Genomic DNA, 24,818 nt, shown 5'->3' with positions numbered 1-24,818 from the left:
TGTAAATGTGGCCATCGTGAAAAAGCGAATCGAGATGGCATCCAATTCAGATGCAAAAAGTGTGGTTATACCTGCCATGCTGATCTGAATGGAGCCATCAATATAGCCAAAGCCATTTCTGGGTTAGCAGCCTAGCGTACTGGTAACAGGTATGCTGCCCATGTGGGTACATGCGGCTTAGTGCCGTATAACTGCATGGGACGGGGTGATGACACACCCCTGAACTTGGGCGTTGTCCAAAACGGAAACGGACTGCGGACGCTAACGACCCAAGAATCCCACGGCTTCAGCCGTGTGGAGTGTCAATTATCTCTCTCCATTACTGCAGGAAATCACGGGCTTTCAAGCAAATGCCGTAAGCATCATTTTGCTTGTCTACGGAGTTCCGATTGCGATCGGAAACATCATCGGGGGTAAATTGTCAAATCAGAATCCCATCAAATCCCTAACCACCATCATTGCTCCAACCCATGAAGTGTGAATGAGCCCCAAAGAATGGGTGACCATTCCTCCCAGGTAAGAGCCGATCGCAATTCCTGCATTAAATGCGGCTATATTGATAGCAGAGGCAAAACCCCGGCATCAGTCGGGGTTTTTTGCTATGCTTTTTGTTTGTTCACCCATTTGGTGCGAATGAGTCGACCTGTATAAGTCCCACAAAATGCCGGGATAAAGGCAAGTAGCGACCCCAGTCCCTGCTTCACCAATAACTCGGTGTGGCCGGTGATAAGCAGATGAGCGACACCGAGCGCCGGAAGGAAGCAAGCCAACACCAGGGCCAGTTTCCAAAAAGATTCCGGCTTTGCCGATCCGAGAAAGGCACCAAACACAAACAACGAAAGAATGGCACCTTGGGGTTCGTCGACGTTCATGTCATTGAGGGGCGATGAGAATACCCAAGATCACTGCTAATGCGTAAAACCAAACTCGCTCAAACTTCAAATCGCGTTGCATGCGGTTCACTCCTTGATCAGAGATGAGGCTGCGATGAAGATGAGCATCGATCGCTCCTAAAACTATATCGAGGCAATCCGAGAAATGAAGGGGGCGTGCTTCCATCAGCGCCAGCAATTCATCTTCGTACCGGTCACGCCAATTTTTCGGATACAAGCTGCTACTTTCATAGGATCGCTAACCTCTGAAACCCGGTTTTTGTGATTTTCTCCAGTTGAACGAGACTTTCCTCCAAAAACTTTTTCCCTGCTGGCGTCAGGCGATACGGGCGCCGACGATCGCTTGTTTCGACAGGTTCGATCAGCTCGTTTTTTTCCAAGCGGGCAATGGCGCCGTACAGAGTACCCGGACCCAGTCGAACACCAGTAAATGTTTCAATGTCTTCAATCATGGCGTATCCGTGTTTCTCGCCGTCAGCAAGACTGGTCAAAATGAATAAACCGGGTTCTGAAAATCGACCGAGGTTCAACAGACCACCCCGGGTCTCACTGGAATCAATCGTCTATTTACAAAATGGGTTTTTAAGTTCAGTCTCATTAAACGTGCATACACGGAAGATCAGTTTAGGGAAATGGTGTCCAAAAGTAGGTTTAAGAAATGCAAGATTCAAAAGGATACGGCTGGGACTGGATTGGAGATATGGCTTAAAAAATAAACTAATTGCAAGAAATAATCAATTAAAGAGCATATAGCTAATTATTCTGGTAACTACGCAACTAACATATTTATCTGATAAATAATAGCTTGGGATAAAAATAGAGACACCTCAATAGGAAAGAGAGGTGTCTTATAAATGTTGTATATCCCATATACAAACAACTTTATGACTGATAACTTACATCTGGTTTACTGTTATGATACACATCGACATCAAGTTCATTTGTGATTCGGCTAGTGAGTAGACCTGCTGTCATGCTTCCGCTCACGTTTACAGCTGTACGTCCCATATCAATTAATGGCTCAACCGAAATCAACAATCCAGCTAAACCAATAGGTAAATTCATCGTAGAGAGTACAAGAATGGCTGCGAATGTGGCTCCTCCTCCGACACCTGCTACACCAAATGAGCTAATGGCCACAGTCACAATTAAAGTGAGAATAAAGGTTGGATTCAGTGGATCAATCCCAACAGTCGGTGCAATCATGACTGCAAGCATAGCTGGGTAAATTCCAGCGCACCCATTTTGTCCAATCGAGAGCCCAAATGAACCAGCCAGATTAGCAATTCCTTCAGATACTCCCAGTTGTTGCGTTTGAGTTTGGATGTTCAGTGGCAAAGTTCCTGCACTGGAGCGTGATGTAAACGCAAATGAAAGAGCGGGCATGGCTTTTTTTACATAAGTGAGTGGATTTAATCCAGATATAGCCAGCAAAATCAAGTGAATAATGAACATAACAAGAAGTGCTACATAGGATGCTATTACAAATTTACCCAATTTCAAAACCGAATCAATATCCGTGGTTGCCACTGCCTTCGTCATAATAGCAAAAACTCCATATGGAGTAAGACGCAAAATGAGGGTAACCATTCTCATGACGACAGCATAGAAAGATTCAACGATTTTCGCAAATAAATCCGCTTGCTCCGGATTTTTTCTTTTTACCCCTAAATAAGCAATCCCAATAATGGTTGCAAAAATGACTACAGCAATTGTTGAAGTGGGTCGAGCGCCAGTAAAGTCTAAAAATGGATTTTCTGGAATTAATTCAAGAATTTTTTGTGGATAGGTTTGGTCTTTAATCTCATTAAATTTTTCTTCGATGGCTTTCGCACGTGAAATCTCTGCATTCCCTTGTTCGATTTGAACCGCTTTTAAATCAAAACCCAATGCAGCAGCAATTCCTATGGATGCAGCAATGGCTGTTGTACCAACAAGAATACTAATAATAAGAGCAGCAATCTTACCAGTGTTATTAGATAGTTTGAGTTTCGTAAAAGTAATTAAAATAGAAATGAACACAAGGGGAATGACGATCATCTGTAACAGCTTTACATAACCGCTTCCAACAATATTAAACCAATCGATCGAGGTTAATAGAAGATTATGGTTTGATGCATAGGCAAACTGCAGAGCAAAACCAAATACAATCCCAATTCCTAACGCTGTAAAAACGCGTTTGGAAAAGGAGATATGTTTTTTTTGCATAAGATATAGACCAGAAATAATCAGAAGGAACAAAATAATATTTAAAATGACTAATAATGTATTCAAGCTCCATCCTCCCATTCTACATCCAACTTATTAATAGGCAATAAAAATATAAACTAATAAATCCTATCGGTCAAGTATGCATTTATACACCAATAACTGGGTAATACCAACGAACGTATCTTTACCCGCAAAGCAGATTCCAAAAATAGGTGTTTTTAATTACAACACTCTTCAGGGTTGTTTATTTATGTATTGATAAATAGCAGCGCAAGTAATTTCCATCAAGCTTTGGCAAGCGCTATGCCTTCGGCTTGGCGCTGTTTAATTTTCTTCCAAAAATATCGGTTAGACTTGGATCGTCGCCTACCTAATCTCCAGTTTGATAGTATAAGTAGATTAATATATTTAAAAGTAAAAATAATATTAACAAGGATAATTTAATTATTATATATAATATAATATTAGTACAGAAATCTATAAACAAATTTCAGAGGAAGGGGGATGTGGTCTATAAAAAGTTCAAACACTGCAGACACACGTTTTGTTAAAAAAACTTATAACCGAAGGATGGTGTTTATTATGTGGAAAAAACATAGTTTATCAGTCTTCTTATCTCTCCTTCTAACTTTTGTATCTTTTGATTCAACTTATGCTGTTGTTAATGGTGATTCTGTGCAATTTGATAAATGGTTTTCACCATATAGCGGTGATGGTGGATTGATGAAAGGAAGTGACAGTACTTATTCTTACCTATTCTTTGGCTCTGCAAAGTGGACTGCAAATGGAGTAAGTACTTTTGATTCAACTGATTGCTGGGAATATGAAGCAAGGATGACTAACCCTGATGACTTTTTTAGAGGTGTTCGAGATTTTGTTGCCTATGTTCCAGATGCATATTATGAGTATGAATCTGGACAGAATCCAGATGACAACGATGTTACCATTGGTTCACACGATCCAGATGTAATAACAGCTGAAAAAGGCTATTCTGGAACTCTATACCTTGAAGAAAATGGAAGCCAAAGTGATCTTTCTAGTTTGACGCTGGAATCGGAATATGGAGAAACAGATTTAATTTACGATTGTGTTCCAACTGAATATGAATCATTTGGAGTAGGATATAACACAAAAATCGATTTCGATAACGATTAAAAGGAAGTGAAAATATGAAGTTTAAACTAGTAATTTCCGCAGTTATTGTTGTCGGATTGACTTTGTGCAGTGGCTTCTATTACAATAGCGCGTTTTCTCAAAGCAATAAGGAATTTAGAACATTTGTTGGTGGTCTGCCTAGTAAAGAAACGGCTGCCAAGAAAGCAACTCATCAAAAAGAACGTAAAGAAATGCTAAAAAGAATGAGTGAAAAACTCCCAAATGGAAACGTTGAAGCGACAGTAACTTTTCAACATTTTTTGTCACTTTCAGAGGTTCAAAAGTTAATTGATAAATATCCGAGTATTGAAATTAAAAGAGTTTGGTATTGGGTTCCTGGACAAGACGGTAGGGCTATGACTATTGTTAAGGGGAGGGATATCAAGAAATCAGTTGATGATGCAATTAAAAGGTTAGAAAAGTCAAATCATGATGTAAATGTAAAAGAAACATTAGATAAAATGAGTAAAGGGAATCTTGGGGTATTTAGTATATCTGTAAAAGGAAAGTATAGTCACCTAAATGAAATGTCAAATGAAGAAGTTATCAAATTAATAGATGTTCATTATAATGAAGGACTTGAAAAGCAAGCAAAAGAAGCAGGCAAAAAAGCTAGATATGTTGAGTTACCAGAAAAACCAGATGGAAGTCGTTAATTTTTAAGAGGCTGATGTATTTTATATCATCAGCCTTATTTTACTGAGTCTGGAAACAACATTTGAGCTACAAAACACAATTTGCTTAAGCACTGGATAATTTGAATTACAGACGAAATTATCTCGTTTAAGGTCGATAAGCTAGAAAAAATGGGCTAAAATCTATGTAAAAATAAGGATTAACGTTATAAAAGTGCGAATATCTGTATAAGCAAAGAGATTAATTTATAAGGCAATTAGTTTACTTATTTAGATAATGTTCTAAAACTAAAGGCAAAATTGGAAGTAGAAAGAACAATAAAAAAAGAAAAAGGAGAATTTTATGCTCAAAAGGATTCCTTTTTTATTATGGGGGTTTCTTCTCATTTTTGCTTTTTATAACGTGTACGCTTATTATCTAGGTCAACAAGTAGATATTGGACAACAAAAACAAATGCTAGAGTATTGGGCTTGGATAGATATTGGGGGCCGCTTTAGCTTATTTATGATTGGACTTAGTGGCATATCCTGGCTATTTCAGAATCGATCTATCAGTTTTTTAGCTAAATCTTTAGTTACATCTTTAGGAAGGTTTGGTGTATCGTCGAGTCACGTTGATATCCGCGCCAGCAGCTCTGCAACGGTGGCAATATCCCCCCCGGTCCTGACCAATTCCCAGCAATAGGTATGGCACAACCGGTGGGGGCAAACCCCGAATTTCTTCAACACTCGTTATACTGACAGTACCTTTTTCAACGCAATCAAGATATGCCCACTTTTTGTTCTAATGATAACCTTTCTCTTATGTTCAATCGGAAGGTACCATAAGGGTTCACATGCGAATACATCGACGGCGTCAAAGCACGGAAGTCCGGGGGTTAGCTGGTTTAATAAATTATGATTATCCTCCATCAAAACTTCCTGGATCATGAGAGTATTGATAAAGACCAGGCAGTTTTTCAACAGATGCAAGGATAATACCGCCACTTCCTGATCTTCCAGCTGATTGGTTTGGATTTTGCCTCCATTCCCATAAAAAATAAAGCTGTTTGGCGGAATTCCAATTCTCTACCACATTCAATTCTTCATGGATTACACGGCGAATTTCCTCCGAATGAAGGTATTCGCACAAGAAGATCGGCTTTCCCTAATTCACTCAATGTCCGATACGTTAGATGTCCGCTGTTTCGGATGAACCGTTTTAAGATCGATTTTTTCGGCAGTCCCTAGCGAAGGTTGTGGCGTATTTTATTATTTGATCGAACTGTTGACGAATTAATTAATCGTGCGCGTCAATACCGGTGCAAGCCTACTGATCCCCGAGCTGACTATCGACTGCGCATTTTCACACCCCGAAGAGAACTTTTGTTTGTCGGCCACCCCACGATCGGATCGGCTTATGCCGTGTTGCGGCACGGATTGAAGCCCAAGACGGCGGGGCGTCTGGTACAGGAGTGCGGCAAGGGGTTGGTTTCTATCCTCATTGACGGAGATCGTTTGTTTCTCACGTTACCGAAACCCGTTCTGCACGACATTCCAGCTGTGGAGCTGGCCGAGCTTGCAAATGCACTCGGCATTGCTTCAAAATTATCTACGTTTGACTATATTTCTAGGGACTGTTAACTGCCTCCTTCCCCCCTATTTTTTCTTTACTAGTAACGCTTAATCCATTTTTCGTAACACACTCTGTACATAAAACTATATTTCTCCTTAGAAGATAAAAGCCCTTTCACTTTTTGAATTACCTAAATATAAATATACAAAAAAGGAAGAAAGTGGCATAAATGACGATTGGAAAAATGATGAAGCACAAAGAGATGATGAAACACCCCGAATTGCGTCAATATTTACCTGAAACCCTTTGGCTTACCCCCTTAGGGGCTTTACAAATGCTGAGATCCCATTCTTCTGTCTTTATCAAACCTAATCACGGCAGTGGTGGAGTAGGAATCATCAGAGTTAAAAGGAAACGTAACCATTATGAGGTTCGTTACGGACAAAAACACAAGTATGTCAGTTCAGACTCCGTGTATAAGGCAATTCAGTCCTATCAAAAACCATCCCAACGTTATCTTGTGCAGAGGGGGCTTCGATTGGCCGAATACAACGGATCAATTTTTGATATTAGGGTGTATATGCAGAAACCATATTCGAAATGGACCATTTCCGGTATGGTTGCCCGTGTGGCCGCTCCAAATCGCTATGTTACAAATTATCGCAAAGGGGGGCATGGAGAACCGTTAAACAAAGTACTTTCAAATCTTTTTAAGAACAACAAAAGAAAAGTGAATGATAGTCTAAATAGAATGACAAAATTATCATCTATCATTGCTGAAACACTTAATAAACGACATTCTGGTATTCGCGAACTAGGAATTGATTTTGGAATAGAGAAAAACGGTCGTCTATGGATCATTGAAGCCAATACAAGACCAGGGCATAAGTTGTTCACACACCTTCCCGATAAGACGATGCTACTAAAAATCAGGAAAAACAAACAATTGATCCGAAAATTGTATTATTGATCTTTATGAAGATTCGATACTTTATAGATTATTATAAAAGAAAAAGCCCGAAACCAGCAATTAAACGAGAAATCATACTTTTTCAGTTGGTTGCACAATTGCTGGTACCGGGCCAGAAAGGAGACTTCTATGAAAAAAACCAGGCAATTAAAACGTCTGATCCATTCACCAAATCTAGATTTTTTAATGGAAGCCCATAACGGCCTATCGGCTAAAATCGTCGAAGAGACTGGATTTAAAGGGATTTGGGCCAGTGGATTATCCATATCCGCAGCAATGGGTGTGAGGGACAACAATGAAGCTTCCTGGACGCAAGTGTTGGATGTTTTAGAATTTATGAGCGATGCTACGTCGATTCCGATTTTGCTTGACGGAGATACAGGTTTTGGAAACTTCAACAATGCCAGGCGGTTGGTAAAAAAGTTGGAACAGCGCCAAATTGCAGGGGTATGTATTGAAGATAAACAGTTTCCGAAAAACAATTCCTTCCTTAACTCTAAAGCCCAACCACTTGCCGATATCGATGAATTTTGCGGCAAGATTAAAGCAATGAAAGATACTCAAACGGATAAAGATTTTATGGTCGTGGCAAGAGTGGAAGCGTTTATTGCGGGATGGGGTCTTGAGGAGGCGTTACGGCGTGCAGAGGCTTATCGGCAGGCAGGTGCTGATGCCATACTCATTCACAGCAAAAGATCAGATATAGAGGAAATCGAATCGTTTATGAAAGAATGGAAGGGTAGATTGCCAGTCGTGATTGTGCCTACCAAATATTATACAACTCCGACAAGCCGGTTTCAGGAGTTGGGGGTCAACCTTGTTATTTGGGCAAACCATAATTTGAGGGCATCGATTAACGCTATGAAAAAAATATCCGGCCAAATTTTTTGGGAAGAAAGCCTTGTCCAAGCGGAAGGCAGTATCGCCACCATAGAAGAGGTTTTCAGACTGCAAAAGGTCGATGAGCTTCAAGAGGCGGAACGAAAATATCTTCCTTCGACGAAAATGGATTCGGATGAACACTTATGATCAATACGAGGATGTTTGGAGAAGAACTGAAAAAATTAGGATTTAGTTTTTTCAGTGGGGTTCCGTGCTCTTTCTTGAAAAGTTTAATCAACTATGCGATCAACGAATGCGATTACGTTGCAGCTGCTAATGAAGGTGATGCGGTCGCCATTGCATCCGGTGCATATATCGGAGGGAAAAAATCTGTTGTTCTCATGCAAAATTCAGGCCTGACAAACGCCGTTTCGCCATTGACATCTCTAAACTATCCGTTTCGAATTCCACTGCTTGGATTTGTCAGCCTTCGGGGCGAGCCAGGTATTCCTGATGAACCACAACATGAACTGATTGGCCGGATCACAATGAAACTGTTGGATTTGATGCAAGTTCAATGGGATTATTTGTCCAATGATTTGGAGGAGGCCAAGCGCCAACTGGTTCAAGCCAATCAGCATATTGAGCACAATCGTCCCTTTTTCTTTGTCGTCAAAAAAGGGACGTTCGATGAAGTGGTTTTGCAAAAACAACAGCTCTCCATTCATTTGAATCAAATCAAAGTACGGGGTAAGGCGGAAAATCAGCTCCCCACACGGCATGAAGCGTTGACTGTCATTAATTCTTTGAAAGACTGCCAAACTGTACAGCTTGCCACAACCGGAAAAACTGGGCGGGAATTATATGAAATCGAAGATGCCGACAACAATCTATACATGGTGGGTTCCATGGGATGCATCAGCTCTTTTGGACTTGGTTTGTCACTGACCCAAAAAAACAAGGATATTGTCGTAATTGACGGGGACGGTTCCTTGCTCATGCGTATGGGAAGCTTGGCGACAAACGGTTATTACAATCCGCCCAATATGATTCATATTCTGCTTGACAACAACGCCCATGATTCAACAGGAGGACAAAGCACGGTATCCCATAATACCCATTTCGTAGATATTGCCGCTTCCTGTGGTTACACGAAGTCCCTATACGTTCACAATTTAAAAGAATTGGAAGTTTCCTTGAAAGAATGGAAGAAAACAAAAGGGCTGACTTTCTTGTATTTTAAAATTTCTAAAAACTCTAAAGAGAAGCTTGGACGTCCAAAGGTCAAACCTCATGAAGTAAAAGAACGTCTGCGGCATTTTTTAAACAAACATCCATCGGGAATTAAGGAAGAGGGAGATTTATGCGGACGATAAAGAGAACGATTTTGCTTAATCCCGGTCCAGCGACCACTACTGACAGTGTGAAATTATCGCAGGTGGTACCGGATATTTGCCCCCGAGAATCGGAATTTGGCCAATTGATGGAATATGTTTCCATAGAACTCACTCGACTGGTTGCTGATCCGGATCATTATACAACGGTTTTGTTCGGTGGATCCGGCACCGCGGCCGTAGAATCCATAATTAGTTCGGTCTTGGATGATGATGTTGTGGTTATTATCAATAACGGGGCGTATGGAAAACGGATGTGTGAGATGGCGGAGGCCTATGGATTGCATTACTTGGAGTTTATCAGTCCTCCCGATGATGCAATCGATCTGGGAGCTTTAGAAAGGTATATCAAAAATTCTGACCGAACCATCTCCCATCTCGCTGTTGTACATCATGAGACAACGACCGGACTGTTAAACGATATTAAAGAGATTGGAGAATTATGCAAGCGACACCGAATCGACATGATTGTGGATGCCATGAGTTCTTTTGCGGCCATTCCGATTCAAATGAAGGAAATGAATATCAGTTATTTGGCATCAAGCTCGAACAAAAACCTTCAAGGTATGGCGGGGGTCGCTTTTGTTATAGCGGAAAAAAGCAAATTGGAATGCATGAAACACAAGAAACCGAGAAATTATTATCTGAATCTGTACGATCAATATAAGTATTTTTTGGAAAATCGACAAATGCGGTTTACCCCTCCTGTACAAACCCTTTATGCCCTGAAACAAGCAATCGAAGAGTTAAAGCAGGAAGGTGTGAAGGAACGATACAAAAGGTATGTAAAATCGTGGGAAACTTTGATTAAGGGGATTACCCGGTTGGGGTTGACATACATCGTCCCCGAAGCCTATCATTCCAAAATTGTCACTTCCATAGTCGAACCTGACTGTACCGGCTATGATTTTCAAGAAATGCACGATTATTTTTACAGCAGAGGCATTACCATTTATCCCGGCAAACTCGACGGATTGAAAACCTTCAGGATCGCAAATATTGGGGACATCACCTACAAGGATATAGAAACATTTTTAGAATTGCTTGAACGCTATCTCAGAAGCATCGACGATCAATGGAGAAAGGTGGAGAGCTAATGGCAAATGCAACCAGAAACAAATGGTTGAAATATAAGTTTATGAAAACCAGGCAGTTATTGCCTTACTTACCAGAAACGCAGATAATGACGCGAGATTCTCTATGGAATCTTGTCAAAAAATATAGACGTGTCATTGTAAAACCGGTAAAAGGCAGCCGGGGAAGTGGCGTCATTCAAATATCTTCAATAGGAAACAATAAGTATGTTTTGCATTATGAGAATAGGAGAATCACGATCCAAGGAAAAGAAAAAACGTATCAGTATTTAAAAAGAAAAATGGGATCTAGCAAGTATATTGTTCAACGCAGAATTTCCCGCCCGACAGTCAATGGCCGTCCTTTTGATATGCGGGTCATCGTACAGCGAAGAAGAAACAGCAATGTATGGGCAGTTACTGGGGAAGTTGCCAAAATCGCAGGTAAAGGTTACATCGTCTCGAACATTTCTAGGAGCAAAGGAACTGTAATGCCGGTTAAAATCGCCCTAAAAAAATCATCGATCCAAAATCTCTCCACAAAAACTTTACAGTCCAAAATTAAAAGGGTTGCAATACTGACCGCCAGAAGATTAGAATCTTTTTTCAAGGGCCATCGAATTTACGGATTGGATATTGCACTGGACAAGAATGGTCATGTATGGATCATTGAAGCGAATCTATTTCCGATTTTGTCCCATTTTCGTAAACTGAAGAACAAAACAATGTATCGTCGAATTATGGAATATAAAGAAGGTTGGACACCAAATGATTCATATGAAGAGGAAGCACCAGCCATCTATCCTGATGAAGAGGAAGCACCAATCTATCCCGAATTTCCTTTTCTTGACTAGATTTTGAAGGTCTCTTCATATTTTCTTTCCCCTCATCTTGTGAAATGGGTAATCCTAAAAGCCGGATATCGAGAATACAAATCCGACCCGGGAGGTTTGCAAAAACTGCCCTTAAAAGAATTGATTCGTCGCATGTTACATGAATTAGATCGCTTCTACATGATCGATTTATTGTGTGACAAAGACTTGCCATTGTACTAAGAAAAGTTAGGTTCAACAAAAACACAAGGGATGCGTATTAGAAATTATACTCGTCAGTAAGGTTAATAAAGAGTTTATATATAAAATCAACCCACCCAGTGATCTGGGTGGGATTTGTTTATAAAAAACCGCTCCTAGTGCTGTTAATCATCTGGGTTTTCTAAAGAATCACTTTTTAATACAATACAACCATAGACATCAAATCCATTAAAAAAAGAGAGTGCCAACTGATGGTGGATGATTGAACTGATCCATATTCAAGGAAGTCGATCTCCATATCGGGTTTACGGAAGTTTTTCAATCCTTGGCCGCTCATGAACGCTTGGATCGTTCAGAGATCCAGAAGCGCTTGCTACTTTGTCTCTATGGTTTAGGAACTAACATGGGATTGAAGCGGATGGCCACAGGCGATACCGATGTAACCTATGACAACCTTCTCTATATCAAGCGGAAGTTTATTCATCCTGAGAACCTAAAGGCAGCTAATATTCGTGTCGACTTGAGTAAAAAAGAACACAAAAAAAGAAAAAAGTCACCCACTGCCACCAGATGACAGATAAAAATATTTAGAAGGGTATATCTGTTATGAAATTAACCAAAAACTTAATTCTAAAGAGCTACTTATATATCATATTCTTGCCATGTGTGTTTTTGGCTGTATTAGCATGCTTTGGATACAGTTTAATTGATCCTTTCATCAATTTAATCATATTTGATATATTCATTTTAACGACTTTCTTTGTCATTGTTTATCCTTGGTTAAAAAAGCGATTTAATCAGATCATATTCTCAATTGTTGTTGTTCTTTTCATTATTTTGCTATTTATACTTGCTTTTGTTAATTTTGTTATAGCTATGGATATAGGCTATGATAAAGCATTTTATTTCACATCGCCTAATGGTGAATATACAGTTTTTGTAACCGTAGTAAAGCACGCGAATGGTTTTGACGATGATGGAGGTTCAATCGTTAATATTTATCCGGTTAAATTTTATTTCTTTAAAGATTTTTATAACAAAAAAGATGAAGTTATATCGTTTTACAATGGTTTGTACAAACCAGAAGTAAAATGGATCAATGAAGATATTTTAGAAATCAATTTTCATCCGGGTGAGCCCGAATTAGATTCTATAAGATTTAATTTTGAACCCTAGTGGTGCGGTGTACCTTTTTATAAAATGTTAACTGAACAATAAACGCAAACCATTATTAAATGCAAATTAGTCTATTATACATACCTAAAAATATTATCAATACTTAAAATACCCTAGTTTTATTTAAATTGTTTGATATAATAATTAATGCTACTAATAAAGACTCCTCGGAATACACAAAGGCGGGATATCATGCTAGTGACAATAGAGCGAGAGGTGTTGGACTCATTGAATGATGAAGCACTTGGAAGGCTATGTATAGAAGATCCTGCACTTGAAAAAGTTCTTAAAAAAACTCCTTCAGAAAGGAAACAAGTTTACTTAGGTCTCACCTCTGGACAACGAGCACTGCTGATGTTTAAAGCATTATATGGCCATTCCCACACAATAGGTGAATTTTATTGGTTTATCAATTGTTTTATGATGGAATTAAAAAATTGGTCGGAAATTAAGATGGGTATTAGATATTTTGGAGACGATGAGATGTTGCGGATATACGAGGAGATCGAATGCATTCTTAAAGCTAGAAATAAACAGTTGTTCGATATCTCTATTAATGACCTTAACAGTGATTCAGAGCTTTTTAAATCAATAAGTCCTGTCTACACTCAGTATCAAGAAATGGTTCCAAAAACGATGATGCGAATAGGTGCTCATATTAGAAGTAACTTGGATGAAAATGTGAATATCGATCCTAGGAACCCCTTTCAGAGCGATGAGATTAGAAGGGATAGTTAAGCTAAGAATATAAGTAGAGGACATCCATTTCATTTATAGTAAAGTTAGCTATTTAATCCATTGACGTGTTTACTGAAAATTGTTAAATTTAAGTTGAACATAATTAGTATGAAAAGCTTGTCAAAATCTCTGGTAAAGAGGTTTCGGTAGTTAAGAGTAACAAGAAATTGCTTGTGAGTGCTATGTGGGAAATAGAAGTTTTTCTTATATTTCGTTAAGGAACGTGTGGAACATAGTTTTACGCATTTTTTTAATTTATGGATTTATGTAGAAGTAAACTCTAATTAAAGGAGCTCAAACCATGAGGGCATATCGTTTTACCATCATTTTGTTAAGCTCTATTATAATAGGCGGGTTACTTGGTGTATTTATGGGAAAAGAGGCAACAGTATTAAAGCCTTTAGGAGATCTCTTTCTGAATTTCATTTTTACTATAGTAATACCTCTTGTGTTTTTTACAATTTCCTCTTCGATTGCAAAAATGGATGGAGTTAAACGCTTTGGGAAGATCATGGGCTCCATGATGGGGATTTTTCTTTTTACAGGTCTGATTGCAGCCATTATTTCTTTATTTGTGATGATTGCTATTCCTCCAGCCCAAGGGGTGGAAATTCCATTAGAAAAGCCTGAGCAAGTCGAAAAAGTAGGGCTAGCTGAACAAGTAGTGAAAACGTTTACAGTATCTGAGTTTGGGCAATTATTTTCTCGAGATAATATGCTCGCCTTGATTCTCTTCTCCATTTTTGTGGGAGTAGCCACTTCAATGATTGGAGAAAAAGGCAAGCCATTTAGTTCATTCCTGCAGTCTGGGGCAGAGGTCTTTATGAAGATTATTAATTTAGCGATGCTTTATGCACCAATCGGTTTAGGAGCTTATTTTGCAACACTGGTTGGTGAATTCGGTCCAACACTTCTCGGTACCTATTTCCGGGCAGCGGCTATTTATTATCCTTTATCCCTATTGTACTTTTTTGTAGCTTTTACGTTATATGCGTATATTGCAGGACGTAAACAAGGCGTTATTCAACATTGGAAAAACATGTTGTCTCCTGCAGCAACTGCATTAGCTACATGTAGTAGTGCTGCCACTATCCCTGTTAACCTGGAAGCTGCACGTAACATGGGAGTGAGTAAGGATATCTGTGAGACAGTCATCCCCATGGGAGCGGTACTGCATAAAGATGGCTCTGTCATTGGTGGGGTATTGAAAATTGTCTTTTTGTTTGGCATCTTTCATAAGGATATTCATGATCCAATGGTATGGCTGAGTATCATTGCAGTTTCCTTGCTTGTTGGTATAGTGATGGGAGCTATTCCGAGTGGGGGATTGATTGGTGAAACGCTGATTATCAGTTTATATGATTTCCCTGTGGAGGCATTACCGATCATTGCGGCGATCAGCACGATTATCGATCCGCCAGCTACCATGTTAAATGCAAGTGGTGACAATGTAGCTAGTATGATGGTAGCCAGATTTATCGAAGGGAAAAATTGGATAAAGAAAGCAGTAACTATGAAAGAATTCTAGATAGGGAAAGATAACTTCTTGCTTTGGCTTGCCGAATGCGAGAAGCTTTTTATTTTGAATAGACCCCTACTGGTTAGGTAACATCGTTCCCAAAGGAGTATTTTCTTTTACGATACTCTTACAATACTCTTTGACACTCCACACGGCTGAAGCCGTGGGATTCTCGGGTCGTTAGCGCCCTTAGTCCATTTCTGTTTTGGTGGGCGCCCAAGTTCAGGGGTGTGTTATCACACCATCCCATGCTAAGCCGCATGTACCCATGGGCGGCATACCTGTTACCAGTATGCTAGTTCCTTTCATTTACACTCATGGTTTTACCTGGTAGGAGACCTTTCGCTACCAGAACCTCGTACCAGGGGTAGAGGGAGCGAACGTCGATTTTGGGGCCATCTCTCCAGTAAATGGAAAATGACTTGAGTCCATTACGGATTCTCAAGTCATTTCGTGTTTACTAGGATTAGTGATTTTACCCGTACTAGTATAAGTCACCAGAGATATCCATCCCCGAAGGTGTTCTGAGATTTGCTCGTATTTCCATAACATTGATTTTTGAACATACTTCAATTCCTAGCATACCATAAATAAAATGTTCAGTCTATTATTGTTGATAAAAGTGTGAAAACATAATAATGACCAATACTGTTGAAAGAGGTTGTAGATCATATGAAAGACGATTGGCACAATCCAGAGTTTGCGCTCCACTGGAATAAAACAGCTTTGGAAGGAAATCCGATCCGGGGTGAGCAGATGGATCTGCTTATTTTTCTGCTCATGCAAAAACTTCGTTCACGAGCAACTATTCTGGATCTAGGTATCGGGTCGGGGCAGATTGAGGAGAAACTGTTAGCCAAGCGGCCAGATTTAACTGTTATCGGAGTCGACTCTTCCCAAGCGATGCTGGACTTGGCCAAACAACGGTTGAATGTGGCACGTTGTCATTTGATTCAGCATGATATCAGTAATATCGAATCCCTTGCAGTTCCTTTAATGGTTCAAGCTGTCATAAGCGTACAAACGCTTCACCATCTGCCGCATCACAAACAAAGAGAAGTGTACCGCTTCATCCACCAACAGCTTGAACCAGGAGGTCTGTTCCTACTGATGGATCGTATCAAATTGCCAGATGAACCTCTGCATTCCGTCTGCTCTGACATGTGGGACTGGCTTGAACAGAAAACGGATCATCCGAGCGGAAAAAAAGGAGAGCAATTTCTTGAGAGACTTCAACACAAGGATGATCACCCAGCTAGCCTGGAAGAACATCTCATTTGGCTGAAGGAGTCCGGATTCACCACAGGATGTTTGCATCTATCCTTGAATCGGGCACTGTTAGTTGGAATGAAAGTTTGAGTTAAAAACAAACCTGCAAGGGGTAGAGGGAGCAAAGACTGCGAAGAGATTTCTCTGAACATCACAATGGATCATTCTAACGCGACTGGAAAACTTATCGATATTTAAAAACAGATCAGGAGGATCAGCATGCAAACTAAACACTTTATCATCACACCATATCAAGATAAACATAAGGAATCTATATTGGCTTTATCCAATCGCTATATTGAGTTTGAGCTTTCTAGTTGGCGGGATCGAAAGATCATGGAAAATTTTCATAAAGAGGCAGCAATAAAAGCAACTGAGAGCTCAACAACTCAAATCTTTGTTGCAGAAGATAATCAAGGAAAATTTCTAGGATATATTCAATTAGGGGAATTTATAGATTCGTTTACTAATGTAAAACAGGGTTTTATTGATTCAATAGCTATTACAAAAGAAGCTGAAGGCAAGGGGATTGGAAAGGGTTTAATGGATTTCGCAGAAGAATGGGCTAGAGAACAAGGATATGGGACTGTTGTATTATTTGTGTTTGCTAATAATGAAAAGGCTCGTAAACTATACGAAAGAATGAATTATAAACAGGAAACAATTAAATATGTAAAAATATTAGACTAATCTAAGAAGTCACAGAAGACAATGTTTCTAGTCCTCTGTGACTTCTCTTATGTGCATAATACATAATTTGAAATTCGCTTTGCGGGTAATTACACGTTCGAATATAACATTTGGGATAATGTTACGGTATATCGGTTTCATTTGGATATTAGAACCTTGATAGGCTGAAATAGAACCAAAAACATTTTCTTTTTTCAATTTCTCAAAACTATAGTTAACTTATTTACACGAGACGAAAAACCAAGGTGAGTTTAGTGACAAAAATCGAGGATAAAGAGAAAATTAATGTAAAATACGACCTTTTTCCACTTTATTTAAGGTTACAAAACAAATATTTTGTAACGTTAAATAATTTGATTTACTGCCAATCACCTCCAGAGATTCGTTACACCCTTTTTGGAGACATTCTTTTCTTTAAAGAATTTGGAGCTCTCGATGAAGCGTATAAAAATAAATGACTTGAGTTTGTACCTCAAGTCATTTTTCTAATTCTTGGGCAAAGGATATTGCATCTACAATAAAATGGAAAACAAAAAGACTTGAGCCACCTCTTAGGGCACTCAAGTCTTTTTGTTTTCCCTTAATCTTACCCCTAATATAGGGGTCACCGTACCGACAAAAGAAAATTGTACGTTAAGCATTCCTGTATCAAAATAAAGATATCAAAAAACAAAGGCCTCAGAAGTCAAAATAGAAGGTCATTCGTCGGTGTTCTGTTTCGGAAAATCTCGAATCAATGTGGAGATTTCTCGTAAACCACTAATTTTTTACTTGAAAAAGAGTAAAATGATATATCAAACAAGGGAGATCAAGGGAGCTGAATAAAATGGCTGTTAAAAAGGAAAATCCTTTCAAGCACTTTGATCATTTGGAACCTGATTCTGTGCCTTTAAGCGATGAAGAGCGTGAACAATGGGAAAAACGCCACGAAGGAGAATATACTTCCCTCGAGGAAGTCAAAAAAGAACTTGTTTTAAATCCCATCTATCTTTGGCATGAGACAAAGCTATGCCTATGATGAGAAAACTCTCTCGCTAGCACCCGCTGAGGTGCTTTTTTATGGACTTTGGAGAACGGGATTATTTTACTGTAGTTTTTGCTAAACATTACCTGGTAACACTTTTGAAATCAACTATTTCACCGATGCTTCCGCGTACTTTTACCTTATCTCCTTTCTTGAGTAGCTCCATCATCCTCCCTCCTTTTCATTTTGTAACGTTATTTTCACTTAGCGGTATACCCTAAATACTTAAAAAAAAGCGCCGTCATAGCGCCTTTTATTTCGACTTATTTTCTGCCCTCCTGGGCGTAGCGTGTGTTCATCCGCTCGCTTGACACTCCGCACGACTAAAGCCGTGGGATTCTTGGGTAATCCCTTCTACTGAAGAGAAATTGACCAAGCTTAGACCGCCAGCCCAGCGGCAATAAGTCTCATACCTTCTTGCAAGATATTGATGGATACGTTGATGTCTCTATCATGGTGAGTTCCGCACTCTGGACATGTCCATTCTCTTAGATTGAGACTCTTCACTTCTTTGTTTTTATAGCCACAGTTGGAACATAGTTGGCTGGATGGGAATGTTTTATCCACTTTAATAATCGTTCTCCCAAACCATTTCGCCTTATACTCCAGCATGGCTACAAACTCAGACCATGACGCATCCGTGATTGATTTTGCCAGCTTATGATTTTTCACCATGTTTTTAATTTGTAAGTCTTCTAAACAGATCACTTGGTTTTCGTGAATCAGTTTGGTAGACAATTTATGTAAAAAGTCATGTCTTGCATTGATGATTTTTTCATGAATTCTAGCAACCTTCAATCGTGCTTCGCTCCAATTACTACCGCCATATTGACGACGTGACATGATTCGATACCATTTAGCTAATTGTTTTTCATACTTTCTAAAGTATTTAGGAGCATTGATTTTTTCACCATTAGAGAGGATTGTGAAATTTTTTAAGTCAAGATCAATTCCAATGGCTTTTTCTTTATGAGCAGGTTTATATGGACAGTAGTTCATTTCGCATTTGATGGATACAAAGTACTTTCCTGATGGATTGCGGCGGATCGTAGCAGAGTTAATTGGTTGTAGTCGTTTTGTATTCAATCACTTCCTGGCTAAATGGAATGAAGAATACGAGCAAACGGGATTGACTTGTATATGATTGAACCGGATTTTTCCTGCTTTTGAAGCGCGGACGGTCATTTTGCTTTTTGAAAAAGCGTTTAAATGCATCCTCCAAGTTCTTTAAAGCGTTTTGTAATGCTGTTGCATCTGGTTCTTTCAAAACTTTCGAATCGTTGATGCTGCACACATTAATTTGGGATCATTGGAATTGAAGGAAAGGATGGAAGCGAGGTACTCTGAAACTTTTCCACCTCAACTCCGAACACGACGGCAAGCTTTGAATAATCATATCCTTGGATCATATGACGGATGCTCCTTCTGCCTCTAACAGGGATTTTTCAAATACTGTTTCAACAACTTCTCACACTCTACCTTGATCAATGAATTCAAGTATTCTTCTTCGTACAGATAGCCTCGATGCTTGTACTTAACCAATCGTGTTTTCTCTTTCTGTATGACTTCTACAATCTTTCCATTCATCGATTTCATTTTCCTTCGCATCTTGCCTAAATCTGAGTTGATTCGGTCGATAACCAATCCTAACCACTCTGCATAGATCGATCCCATCTTTAGAAGCCGGATTCTCTCTAAATCTTGTTGCAAAACGAGAATGAGGACTTCCAGGTGAATATATCTCATAACTAATTGTTGGAACTCTTGATATCCCTGTTCCATCAACATGATGACACCCCTACTTTATGAAGCGAACAAGAACTTCTGAAAAACTGGAATCCGAATCAACCCTTTGGATGTAAGTCCCCTAGATTTCACCCGACATCTGATCTTTGGTCGTACATACACAAACCGCTCATCTTCCTTCACCTTTGACTGATTCATCACAGGAAATAATGCTTTTCTCACGTTTGGAGGTGGAGGAAACTCAATCAATCCCGCTGGCCTTCCATCCTCGAATCCAATAAGTAATCCGAACTCTCCTTTTCTGTATCCCGTAATCACGACATCATAATACTGATAATTGATGACCTTTTGCCAGTTCCATGAGCGTTTCCCCAGCTCATAGATCGAGTCCTTTTTCTTTAGAACGATTCCCTCTAATCCTTGCTACTGAACCAATTCAAAGAGTTGGTCCCCTCTTCCCTCAATCCATGGAACCTTTGTAATGATCTCACTATTTTCAATCGCTTCATCAGATGGCTTTTCTCTCGAGAAGAGGCAAATGTGTAAGTTCCTTTCCTTGATATCTCAGGTTATCGAATACAAGATATTGCACTGGTAGAGTGGATCTGAGTGATTGGATTTTCTGTTCATTCGTGGTCTGAAATCGCTTCATAACAGATTCAAAGTCAGGATGACCATTTTTATTTGTCACAATTAACTCCCCGTCCAGGATTGTGTCTGCTGGCCAATGAACGGATTGGAGCTCAGGAAACTGTTTAGTACAGAGTGTGTTGTGCCGTGTGTAAGCGCGGATTCCATCTACCGTCGATAAAATCAATCGGATTCCATCATATTTCAACTCAGATATATATTCAGCGTCATGAAACGCTTTGTCGCTTTTATGCAATAACATTGGAGATATAAACATTTACATCACCTAAGTACATAGTATCATCATTGAACAAGAATATCGGCGGTAGATGTTTCCTAAAACCTTGGTTGCAGATACGCTGGTATTAGCCCAAGTAGTAAGGAAATAGAAAAAGACTTGAGTACCAAGCGGCGGCTCAAGTCTTTTTGTTTTCCATTCTATTGTAGATGCAATACGAGATGTTCGACGGAATCCTTTAAAAACCAGAGTATTGCAGGTTTTCATTCTAAAGTAGATCCAATATCCTTGTTAGTCCCATCCCAGGGTCTTGGTGTTTTCAGTCTATAGTAGATCCAATACGTATTCATCATCAATAAACTTGTTGTCCTTTACTGTGCTCGGAGTTTTCATTCTATCGTAGACTCAATACTCTTATTATTCTTAGTTTTCTCTATCCCTTTCAACATTCCTTTTTTGCGGTGAGAATCGATTGATGCTCCCTCTACCCCTTCTATTTTCGCCTGTAACCCCTCTGAATAAATCTCAGAGGGAGTAAGGTAGCCACCCTGATTTTCAATTTTGAGTAGTTGAACAAAAAAAGCGGCTAAGATGCTGCTCGAATCAACTAGGAGCATCCAATTGTCACTCCCCTTCATCCTATTGTGCAAACAAAAAAGACGAGAGCTTATCGTTAATCCAACAAAGGAAGAGGATTGTATGAATATCCCTAATCTATCCATATTTTCTAATTACCCGTGGTGGGGTGTGGTTTATAATGATATGTATTCTCCTGCCACTAGACATCAATTACGAAAGATACATTAATATCCATTTTTGTATTATTTTCTTATCTAAAATTTCTTCTACTCAAAAATTATGAGAAGTGACCTAGTTTTTCCTAAAAATCAATCAATTAGTAGTACCTTTAGCAGCGTTTCATAGGGCATATTTAGTGAATATTACCTAATCATAAAAAAAGGAAAGTTTCTTTTTTTCTAATCATAAGATATATAAGCCCAAGTTTATCATGTAAGGAGGAACGAAATGTGTCCACACCAATCAGATTCTTCCCGTCCGTGGAGAACTAAATCTATAGCAAAGCAAATCATCACCAATGACCAAAAAAAGATCACCAAGAAAAAAACAGGGGACAGAGTAAGAAATAAAGGAGAATTAGTTTATGACTATATCATAGTTGGAACCGGTCCAGCTGGTGCTGTTATGGCCAAGATTCTAACTGATGATAAAAAAACTTCTGCCCTTGTATTAGAAGCTGGAGAAAATAACGATAAAGATAAACCCATTCGGGATTCTACACTTGCGTTGGAGTTGGAAGAAAAATTTTTTCCACAATATTTTTGGCAAGGAGAAGGAATTCCTCAAAAAGGAGTAGATGGTCGTTCTTTTGAATGGACGACTGGTCGACTTTTGGGTGGGGGTTCTTCGATTAATGGTCAACAGTATGTAAGACCTACTTCAATTGTTTTTAGAGAATGGGAAAATCTTTTAGGATCTCATTGGTCTCCTCAAAAAGCTCTCATTAACTTTAAAAAACTGGAAAAGTATAATGGAAAAACAAATAATCCCCATATTCATGGATATCATGGACGAATCGATATCCGGCAAGCTCCTGTGAATCCAACTTCTATGGCTAAAAAACTGGTCTCAGCAATCGAGCGAGCCACGGGTTTTAAAGAAATTCTTGATTATAATGATCCGAATACACCCCTTGGTCCTTTTACACGTTGGCAATTATTTCAGAATCCAAACGGTCAACGAGAAAGTTCATCGACCGCTTTTCTTTCACCTGATATCATGACTTCGGATGGGCGTGGTGTGAATGGTCGAAAACTGACTGTTTTCTTTAAATCAACTGCTCTTCGTATACTTTTTCGTAATAAACAAGCAGTTGGAATAGAATTTCTGAAAGAGGGAAAGTATATTCGTTCCATAGCACGAAAAAAAGTGATACTTGCAGCAGGGATCAATAGTGTTCCCATTCTCATGCTTTCTGGAATTGGTCCTGCGAAACTTCTTAAACAAGCAGGGATTCCTGTTGTTTTTAATAATTCAAATGTGGGCAAGAACCTTAGAAACCATACACTAAACTTTGCCGTCTTTACTACTAATCCAAACGATAACCCGCTCCCTTCAAATGATCCAAACGCTCTTTATACAGCCGGTGCTTTTTTGCCTAGCCCCATGATTGGAGCCGATCAGAATCGCAGAGGAGTCCAACTAGCAGGAATCGTTTCTGGCGGCTTATTAAGAATTGCTATTATTTACCTTCAACCGAGAAGCCGAGGCTCTATTCAAATACAAAACAATGACCCACTAAAAATCGTGTCAGCTGATGAAGGGTTTCTTAAAGACCCAGCTGACCTAGAAGCAATAAAAAGAATCTACCAAGTTTATATTAAGAATATAGCAGCGGAACTAGCAGCTATTGATCCGGCTTACCAACTCGTTTCACCAACTTTAGATATAATCAATCATGATGCTAAACTTGAAGAATTTATCAAGCAAAATTTCGGTCATAATCATCATCAACAAGGTGCTCTTCGAATGGCTCCTCTAAAAAAAGGAGGTGTAGTTGATCAGCAAGGACAGGTTTATGGAGTAAAAAATCTAATTGTGGCGGATGATTCTATTATCCCGTTTACGACAGATGGCAATACTTCCGCACCGGCGTACCTTATTGGCTTTACCATTGCACAGCAATTACTTAAAGAACAAAACAGAAATCGGTCTCATTGGTGTTTAGAAGAATAACTCAAAGCATTTTATTTTGTCGGATTAACCCCTTAATTTTGGACAGAGTGTCTCTTAAACTCGTTATTTCATCTTTTTTCAACTAAACTCGAACTGTTGGAACGGAGACTAGCTTCTTCTGGCTTTGCAGGTAGAATTTATTTGGAGATAAATTTCGTAAGCTAGAATGAATCCGACGTTTATTATAGAACTGGATATATTCTGTGACTGCTTCATAAGCTTCGCCGTAAGACTTGAATTCGAAGCGATAATCTGACAATTTCGAGCCAGGGCACTAAGCCGCATGTACCCACATGGGCGGCATACCTGTTACCAGTATGCTAGTTCCTTTCATTCACTCTCATGGTTTTACCTGGTAGGAGACTTTTCGCTACCAGAACCTCATACCATGACGTCCACAGGAACATCAACCCTACTACCAGTATGATGAGCACCACTCATAGTTTGATTATATAGAAAATTGTTGCTCCAAGCAATCCCATGAAGGGATTACCGAGCAACGCCGTCTTTCATCCCACGCAAACCATGGGCTTTCAGACGGCATTTTTGTTAATAAACACTAATTGTCCTACTATATTTTTTATTCATATATTTTTACGCATATTCAATGACCTAAATACTTGAGATCATTAGAATAAATAATAGCCCAACAAAAAGAAATTGGACTTAGACTTGGGTCGGTCATTGGTCGACCTCTTTTTTTCCTTTTGGTAAAAGGGGTTCGATCAATTTCCATTGATCATTGGTTAACTCATGTCTGCTGTAACATTCCATAGTATTCATTATGATGAATAACTTCTCTTTTTGAATTAAGCTCTAGGGTCTGCTGGCAGCCTACCCATGTTTGTTTTTTAGCAGGCAGTAGGCTTGATGACTTCCCATTGTTGATCCGTTATCTCATTTTACTAATAATTATTCACATTTAACAGTATTTTCTAATTACTTTTAAAATAATCGACATCTTTTGAAACCGAAGTATATACATGCTTTTTTGTTTCTGGAGCTGTCCATGATATAAACACGTCCGAAGTAGTGCCTATGCATAAGTAAAATTTCTGACGGTATTCTTTTTTCATTGTTATGTGCTTTAGATGATTAAATTTATTGTACATATAAATTTTTATTAAGGGATATCCTTTAGGAGGGACTACCCATAAGCGTATTAGGCGGTAACGCACAAAAAGAGCCTTTACATTTTGGTGAAGTATTTGATCTATATACTTCATTAGCAGCAAACCAAGCGAAGGTTGCTGGATATCAGGTATTCATAAATCATGCAGGTGACGATGATT

29 protein-coding genes and 3 pseudogenes are annotated in these 24,818 nt (G+C 39.1%); 21 read left to right on the top strand and 11 right to left on the bottom strand.

Annotated features, from left to right (window positions below; genetic code table 11):
- Together BMZ78_RS17345 and BMZ78_RS19265 are read left to right on the top strand one after the other, a co-directional pair.
- Positions 1-135 (top strand): zinc ribbon domain-containing protein (locus BMZ78_RS17345; RefSeq protein WP_139203358.1); only part of this gene is annotated, 135 nt, incomplete at its 5' end.
- A 172-nt stretch (positions 136-307) separates the two neighbouring features.
- Positions 308-448: pseudogene (locus BMZ78_RS19265) on the top strand (MFS transporter); the annotation flags it as partial.
- Positions 449-599: 151 nt separating this feature from the next.
- On the opposite strand, the gene BMZ78_RS17340 reads toward BMZ78_RS19265, so the two are convergent.
- The 4 genes from BMZ78_RS17340 to BMZ78_RS17325 form a co-directional block, all read right to left on the bottom strand.
- A complete protein-coding gene (locus BMZ78_RS17340) occupies positions 600-836 on the bottom strand; it encodes a hypothetical protein (RefSeq protein ID WP_139203357.1) in 237 nt (78 codons plus the stop codon).
- Between the two features lie 37 nt (positions 837-873).
- Entirely contained in the window at positions 874-1,110 is a 237-nt protein-coding gene (locus BMZ78_RS17335; RefSeq protein ID WP_093231657.1) for a hypothetical protein, read from the bottom strand.
- 10 nt (positions 1,111-1,120) lie between these two features.
- Positions 1,121-1,423, bottom strand: coding sequence for a PadR family transcriptional regulator (locus BMZ78_RS17330; protein WP_245739917.1), 303 nt, complete (start codon positions 1,421-1,423; stop codon positions 1,121-1,123).
- A 352-nt stretch (positions 1,424-1,775) separates the two neighbouring features.
- Positions 1,776-3,182, bottom strand: coding sequence for an L-cystine transporter (locus BMZ78_RS17325; protein ID WP_175482549.1), 1,407 nt, complete (start codon positions 3,180-3,182; stop codon positions 1,776-1,778).
- A gap of 504 nt (positions 3,183-3,686) precedes the next feature.
- Here BMZ78_RS17325 and BMZ78_RS17320 point away from each other — a divergent pair.
- From BMZ78_RS17320 to BMZ78_RS17310, 3 genes are all read left to right on the top strand, one after another.
- The gene (locus BMZ78_RS17320) at positions 3,687-4,259 is read left to right on the top strand and encodes a hypothetical protein (protein ID WP_093231654.1); all 573 of its coding nucleotides are present in this window, start codon (positions 3,687-3,689) and stop codon (positions 4,257-4,259) included.
- 14 nt (positions 4,260-4,273) lie between these two features.
- A complete protein-coding gene (locus BMZ78_RS17315) occupies positions 4,274-4,915 on the top strand; it encodes a hypothetical protein (RefSeq protein WP_093231653.1) in 642 nt (213 codons plus the stop codon).
- Between the two features lie 322 nt (positions 4,916-5,237).
- Entirely contained in the window at positions 5,238-5,579 is a 342-nt protein-coding gene (locus BMZ78_RS17310) for a hypothetical protein (RefSeq protein ID WP_093231652.1), read from the top strand.
- A 76-nt stretch (positions 5,580-5,655) separates the two neighbouring features.
- On the opposite strand, the pseudogene BMZ78_RS19260 reads toward BMZ78_RS17310, so the two are convergent.
- Positions 5,656-6,173: pseudogene (locus tag BMZ78_RS19260) on the bottom strand (Tn3 family transposase); the annotation flags it as partial.
- Between BMZ78_RS19260 and BMZ78_RS19675 the strand changes: the two are divergent.
- The 14 genes and pseudogenes from BMZ78_RS19675 (at position 6,131) to BMZ78_RS17235 (ending at position 18,152) form a co-directional block, all read left to right on the top strand.
- Positions 6,131-6,517, top strand: a complete 387-nt coding sequence (locus BMZ78_RS19675; protein ID WP_093231650.1) for a PhzF family phenazine biosynthesis protein — start codon at positions 6,131-6,133, stop codon at positions 6,515-6,517. The pseudogene BMZ78_RS19260 and the gene BMZ78_RS19675 overlap by 43 nt on opposite strands.
- A gap of 161 nt (positions 6,518-6,678) precedes the next feature.
- A complete protein-coding gene (locus tag BMZ78_RS17295; RefSeq protein ID WP_093231649.1) occupies positions 6,679-7,419 on the top strand; it encodes a YheC/YheD family protein in 741 nt (246 codons plus the stop codon).
- Positions 7,420-7,548: 129 nt separating this feature from the next.
- A complete protein-coding gene (aepX, locus tag BMZ78_RS17290) occupies positions 7,549-8,448 on the top strand; it encodes a phosphoenolpyruvate mutase (protein ID WP_093231648.1) in 900 nt (299 codons plus the stop codon).
- The gene (gene aepY / locus BMZ78_RS17285; protein WP_175482547.1) at positions 8,445-9,617 is read left to right on the top strand and encodes a phosphonopyruvate decarboxylase; all 1,173 of its coding nucleotides are present in this window, start codon (positions 8,445-8,447) and stop codon (positions 9,615-9,617) included. The genes aepX and aepY overlap by 4 nt, the downstream gene beginning before the upstream one ends.
- Positions 9,605-10,732, top strand: coding sequence for a 2-aminoethylphosphonate aminotransferase (locus BMZ78_RS17280; protein WP_093231647.1), 1,128 nt, complete (start codon positions 9,605-9,607; stop codon positions 10,730-10,732). Before aepY ends, BMZ78_RS17280 begins: the two co-directional genes overlap by 13 nt.
- Entirely contained in the window at positions 10,732-11,562 is an 831-nt protein-coding gene (locus BMZ78_RS17275) for a YheC/YheD family protein (RefSeq protein ID WP_093231646.1), read from the top strand. Before BMZ78_RS17280 ends, BMZ78_RS17275 begins: the two co-directional genes overlap by 1 nt.
- Before the next feature lie 432 nt (positions 11,563-11,994).
- Positions 11,995-12,259: pseudogene (locus BMZ78_RS17270) on the top strand (Tn3 family transposase); the annotation flags it as partial.
- A gap of 89 nt (positions 12,260-12,348) precedes the next feature.
- Positions 12,349-12,918, top strand: a complete 570-nt coding sequence (locus BMZ78_RS17265; protein ID WP_093231645.1) for a hypothetical protein — start codon at positions 12,349-12,351, stop codon at positions 12,916-12,918.
- 228 nt (positions 12,919-13,146) lie between these two features.
- On the top strand, positions 13,147-13,656 hold the full coding sequence (locus BMZ78_RS17260; RefSeq protein WP_139203355.1) for a hypothetical protein: 510 nt from the start codon (positions 13,147-13,149) through the stop codon (positions 13,654-13,656).
- Between the two features lie 301 nt (positions 13,657-13,957).
- On the top strand, positions 13,958-15,184 hold the full coding sequence (locus BMZ78_RS17255) for a dicarboxylate/amino acid:cation symporter (protein ID WP_093231643.1): 1,227 nt from the start codon (positions 13,958-13,960) through the stop codon (positions 15,182-15,184).
- Between the two features lie 663 nt (positions 15,185-15,847).
- Positions 15,848-16,534: a class I SAM-dependent methyltransferase gene (locus BMZ78_RS17250; RefSeq protein WP_093231642.1), complete on the top strand. Its 687-nt coding sequence runs from the start codon at positions 15,848-15,850 to the stop codon at positions 16,532-16,534.
- Between the two features lie 129 nt (positions 16,535-16,663).
- Complete coding sequence (locus BMZ78_RS17245; protein ID WP_093231641.1) at positions 16,664-17,134, top strand: GNAT family N-acetyltransferase; 471 nt, start codon at positions 16,664-16,666, stop codon at positions 17,132-17,134.
- Positions 17,135-17,388: 254 nt separating this feature from the next.
- A complete protein-coding gene (locus tag BMZ78_RS17240; RefSeq protein WP_093231640.1) occupies positions 17,389-17,592 on the top strand; it encodes a hypothetical protein in 204 nt (67 codons plus the stop codon).
- Positions 17,593-17,960: 368 nt separating this feature from the next.
- Positions 17,961-18,152 (top strand): hypothetical protein, encoded by a 192-nt coding sequence (locus BMZ78_RS17235; protein WP_093231639.1) that lies wholly within the window; start codon positions 17,961-17,963, stop codon positions 18,150-18,152.
- 384 nt (positions 18,153-18,536) lie between these two features.
- Here the strand turns inward: BMZ78_RS17235 and BMZ78_RS17230 are convergent, their stop codons facing one another.
- The gene (locus BMZ78_RS17230) at positions 18,537-19,244 is read right to left on the bottom strand and encodes an RNA-guided endonuclease TnpB family protein (RefSeq protein WP_245739913.1); all 708 of its coding nucleotides are present in this window, start codon (positions 19,242-19,244) and stop codon (positions 18,537-18,539) included.
- Here BMZ78_RS17230 and BMZ78_RS17225 point away from each other — a divergent pair.
- A complete protein-coding gene (locus BMZ78_RS17225; RefSeq protein ID WP_245739908.1) occupies positions 19,195-19,302 on the top strand; it encodes a helix-turn-helix domain-containing protein in 108 nt (35 codons plus the stop codon). The two genes, BMZ78_RS17230 and BMZ78_RS17225, sit on opposite strands and share 50 nt — an antisense overlap.
- Positions 19,303-19,589: 287 nt before the next feature.
- On the opposite strand, the gene BMZ78_RS17220 is transcribed toward BMZ78_RS17225, so the two are convergent.
- The 4 genes from BMZ78_RS17220 to BMZ78_RS17210 all read right to left on the bottom strand — a co-directional run bounded on the left by BMZ78_RS17220 (position 19,590) and on the right by BMZ78_RS17210 (position 21,389).
- Entirely contained in the window at positions 19,590-19,946 is a 357-nt protein-coding gene (locus BMZ78_RS17220; protein ID WP_093231637.1) for a YhjD family protein, read from the bottom strand.
- Positions 19,947-19,961: 15 nt separating this feature from the next.
- Positions 19,962-20,312: a hypothetical protein gene (locus tag BMZ78_RS19520; protein ID WP_341849650.1), complete on the bottom strand. Its 351-nt coding sequence runs from the start codon at positions 20,310-20,312 to the stop codon at positions 19,962-19,964.
- 100 nt (positions 20,313-20,412) lie between these two features.
- Positions 20,413-20,811, bottom strand: coding sequence for an ATP-dependent DNA ligase (locus tag BMZ78_RS19245; RefSeq protein WP_245739907.1), 399 nt, complete (start codon positions 20,809-20,811; stop codon positions 20,413-20,415).
- Between the two features lie 350 nt (positions 20,812-21,161).
- The gene (locus BMZ78_RS17210) at positions 21,162-21,389 is read right to left on the bottom strand and encodes a hypothetical protein (protein WP_093231636.1); all 228 of its coding nucleotides are present in this window, start codon (positions 21,387-21,389) and stop codon (positions 21,162-21,164) included.
- Between the two features lie 409 nt (positions 21,390-21,798).
- Between BMZ78_RS17210 and BMZ78_RS17205 the strand changes: the two genes are divergently transcribed.
- Positions 21,799-23,526 (top strand): GMC family oxidoreductase, encoded by a 1,728-nt coding sequence (locus BMZ78_RS17205; protein ID WP_093231635.1) that lies wholly within the window; start codon positions 21,799-21,801, stop codon positions 23,524-23,526.
- 82 nt (positions 23,527-23,608) lie between these two features.
- On the opposite strand, the gene BMZ78_RS19670 is transcribed toward BMZ78_RS17205, so the two are convergent.
- Positions 23,609-23,785, bottom strand: a complete 177-nt coding sequence (locus BMZ78_RS19670; RefSeq protein ID WP_093231634.1) for an IS3 family transposase — start codon at positions 23,783-23,785, stop codon at positions 23,609-23,611.
- Positions 23,786-24,818: the final 1,033 nt, after the last annotated feature.

The sequence above is a fragment of the Thermoflavimicrobium dichotomicum genome, assembly GCF_900114055.1.
In the GTDB taxonomy this organism is placed as follows: Bacteria; Bacillota; Bacilli; order Thermoactinomycetales; family Thermoactinomycetaceae; genus Thermoflavimicrobium; species Thermoflavimicrobium dichotomicum.
Note: the sequence above shows the minus strand (reverse complement) of the source record. Positions and strands in the feature narration are given on the sequence as shown.

Excerpts from the sequence above, each read along its gene's own strand:
- BMZ78_RS17325 (WP_175482549.1), bottom strand. The coding sequence starts at position 3,182 with ATGGGAGGATGGAGCTTGAATACATTATTAGTCATTTTAAATATTATT.
- BMZ78_RS17320 (WP_093231654.1), top strand. The coding sequence starts at position 3,687 with ATGTGGAAAAAACATAGTTTATCAGTCTTCTTATCTCTCCTTCTAACT.
- BMZ78_RS17315 (WP_093231653.1), top strand. The coding sequence starts at position 4,274 with ATGAAGTTTAAACTAGTAATTTCCGCAGTTATTGTTGTCGGATTGACT.
- BMZ78_RS17310 (WP_093231652.1), top strand. The coding sequence starts at position 5,238 with ATGCTCAAAAGGATTCCTTTTTTATTATGGGGGTTTCTTCTCATTTTT.
- BMZ78_RS17295 (WP_093231649.1), top strand. The coding sequence starts at position 6,679 with ATGACGATTGGAAAAATGATGAAGCACAAAGAGATGATGAAACACCCC.
- aepX (WP_093231648.1), top strand. The coding sequence starts at position 7,549 with ATGAAAAAAACCAGGCAATTAAAACGTCTGATCCATTCACCAAATCTA.
- aepY (WP_175482547.1), top strand. The coding sequence starts at position 8,445 with ATGATCAATACGAGGATGTTTGGAGAAGAACTGAAAAAATTAGGATTT.
- BMZ78_RS17280 (WP_093231647.1), top strand. The coding sequence starts at position 9,605 with ATGCGGACGATAAAGAGAACGATTTTGCTTAATCCCGGTCCAGCGACC.
- BMZ78_RS17275 (WP_093231646.1), top strand. The coding sequence starts at position 10,732 with ATGGCAAATGCAACCAGAAACAAATGGTTGAAATATAAGTTTATGAAA.
- BMZ78_RS17265 (WP_093231645.1), top strand. The coding sequence starts at position 12,349 with ATGAAATTAACCAAAAACTTAATTCTAAAGAGCTACTTATATATCATA.
- BMZ78_RS17255 (WP_093231643.1), top strand. The coding sequence starts at position 13,958 with ATGAGGGCATATCGTTTTACCATCATTTTGTTAAGCTCTATTATAATA.
- BMZ78_RS17250 (WP_093231642.1), top strand. The coding sequence starts at position 15,848 with ATGAAAGACGATTGGCACAATCCAGAGTTTGCGCTCCACTGGAATAAA.
- BMZ78_RS17245 (WP_093231641.1), top strand. The coding sequence starts at position 16,664 with ATGCAAACTAAACACTTTATCATCACACCATATCAAGATAAACATAAG.
- BMZ78_RS17235 (WP_093231639.1), top strand. The coding sequence starts at position 17,961 with ATGGCTGTTAAAAAGGAAAATCCTTTCAAGCACTTTGATCATTTGGAA.
- BMZ78_RS17220 (WP_093231637.1), bottom strand. The coding sequence starts at position 19,946 with ATGTTGATGGAACAGGGATATCAAGAGTTCCAACAATTAGTTATGAGA.
- BMZ78_RS19245 (WP_245739907.1), bottom strand. The coding sequence starts at position 20,811 with ATGTTTATATCTCCAATGTTATTGCATAAAAGCGACAAAGCGTTTCAT.
- BMZ78_RS17210 (WP_093231636.1), bottom strand. The coding sequence starts at position 21,389 with ATGCTCCTAGTTGATTCGAGCAGCATCTTAGCCGCTTTTTTTGTTCAA.
- BMZ78_RS17205 (WP_093231635.1), top strand. The coding sequence starts at position 21,799 with ATGTGTCCACACCAATCAGATTCTTCCCGTCCGTGGAGAACTAAATCT.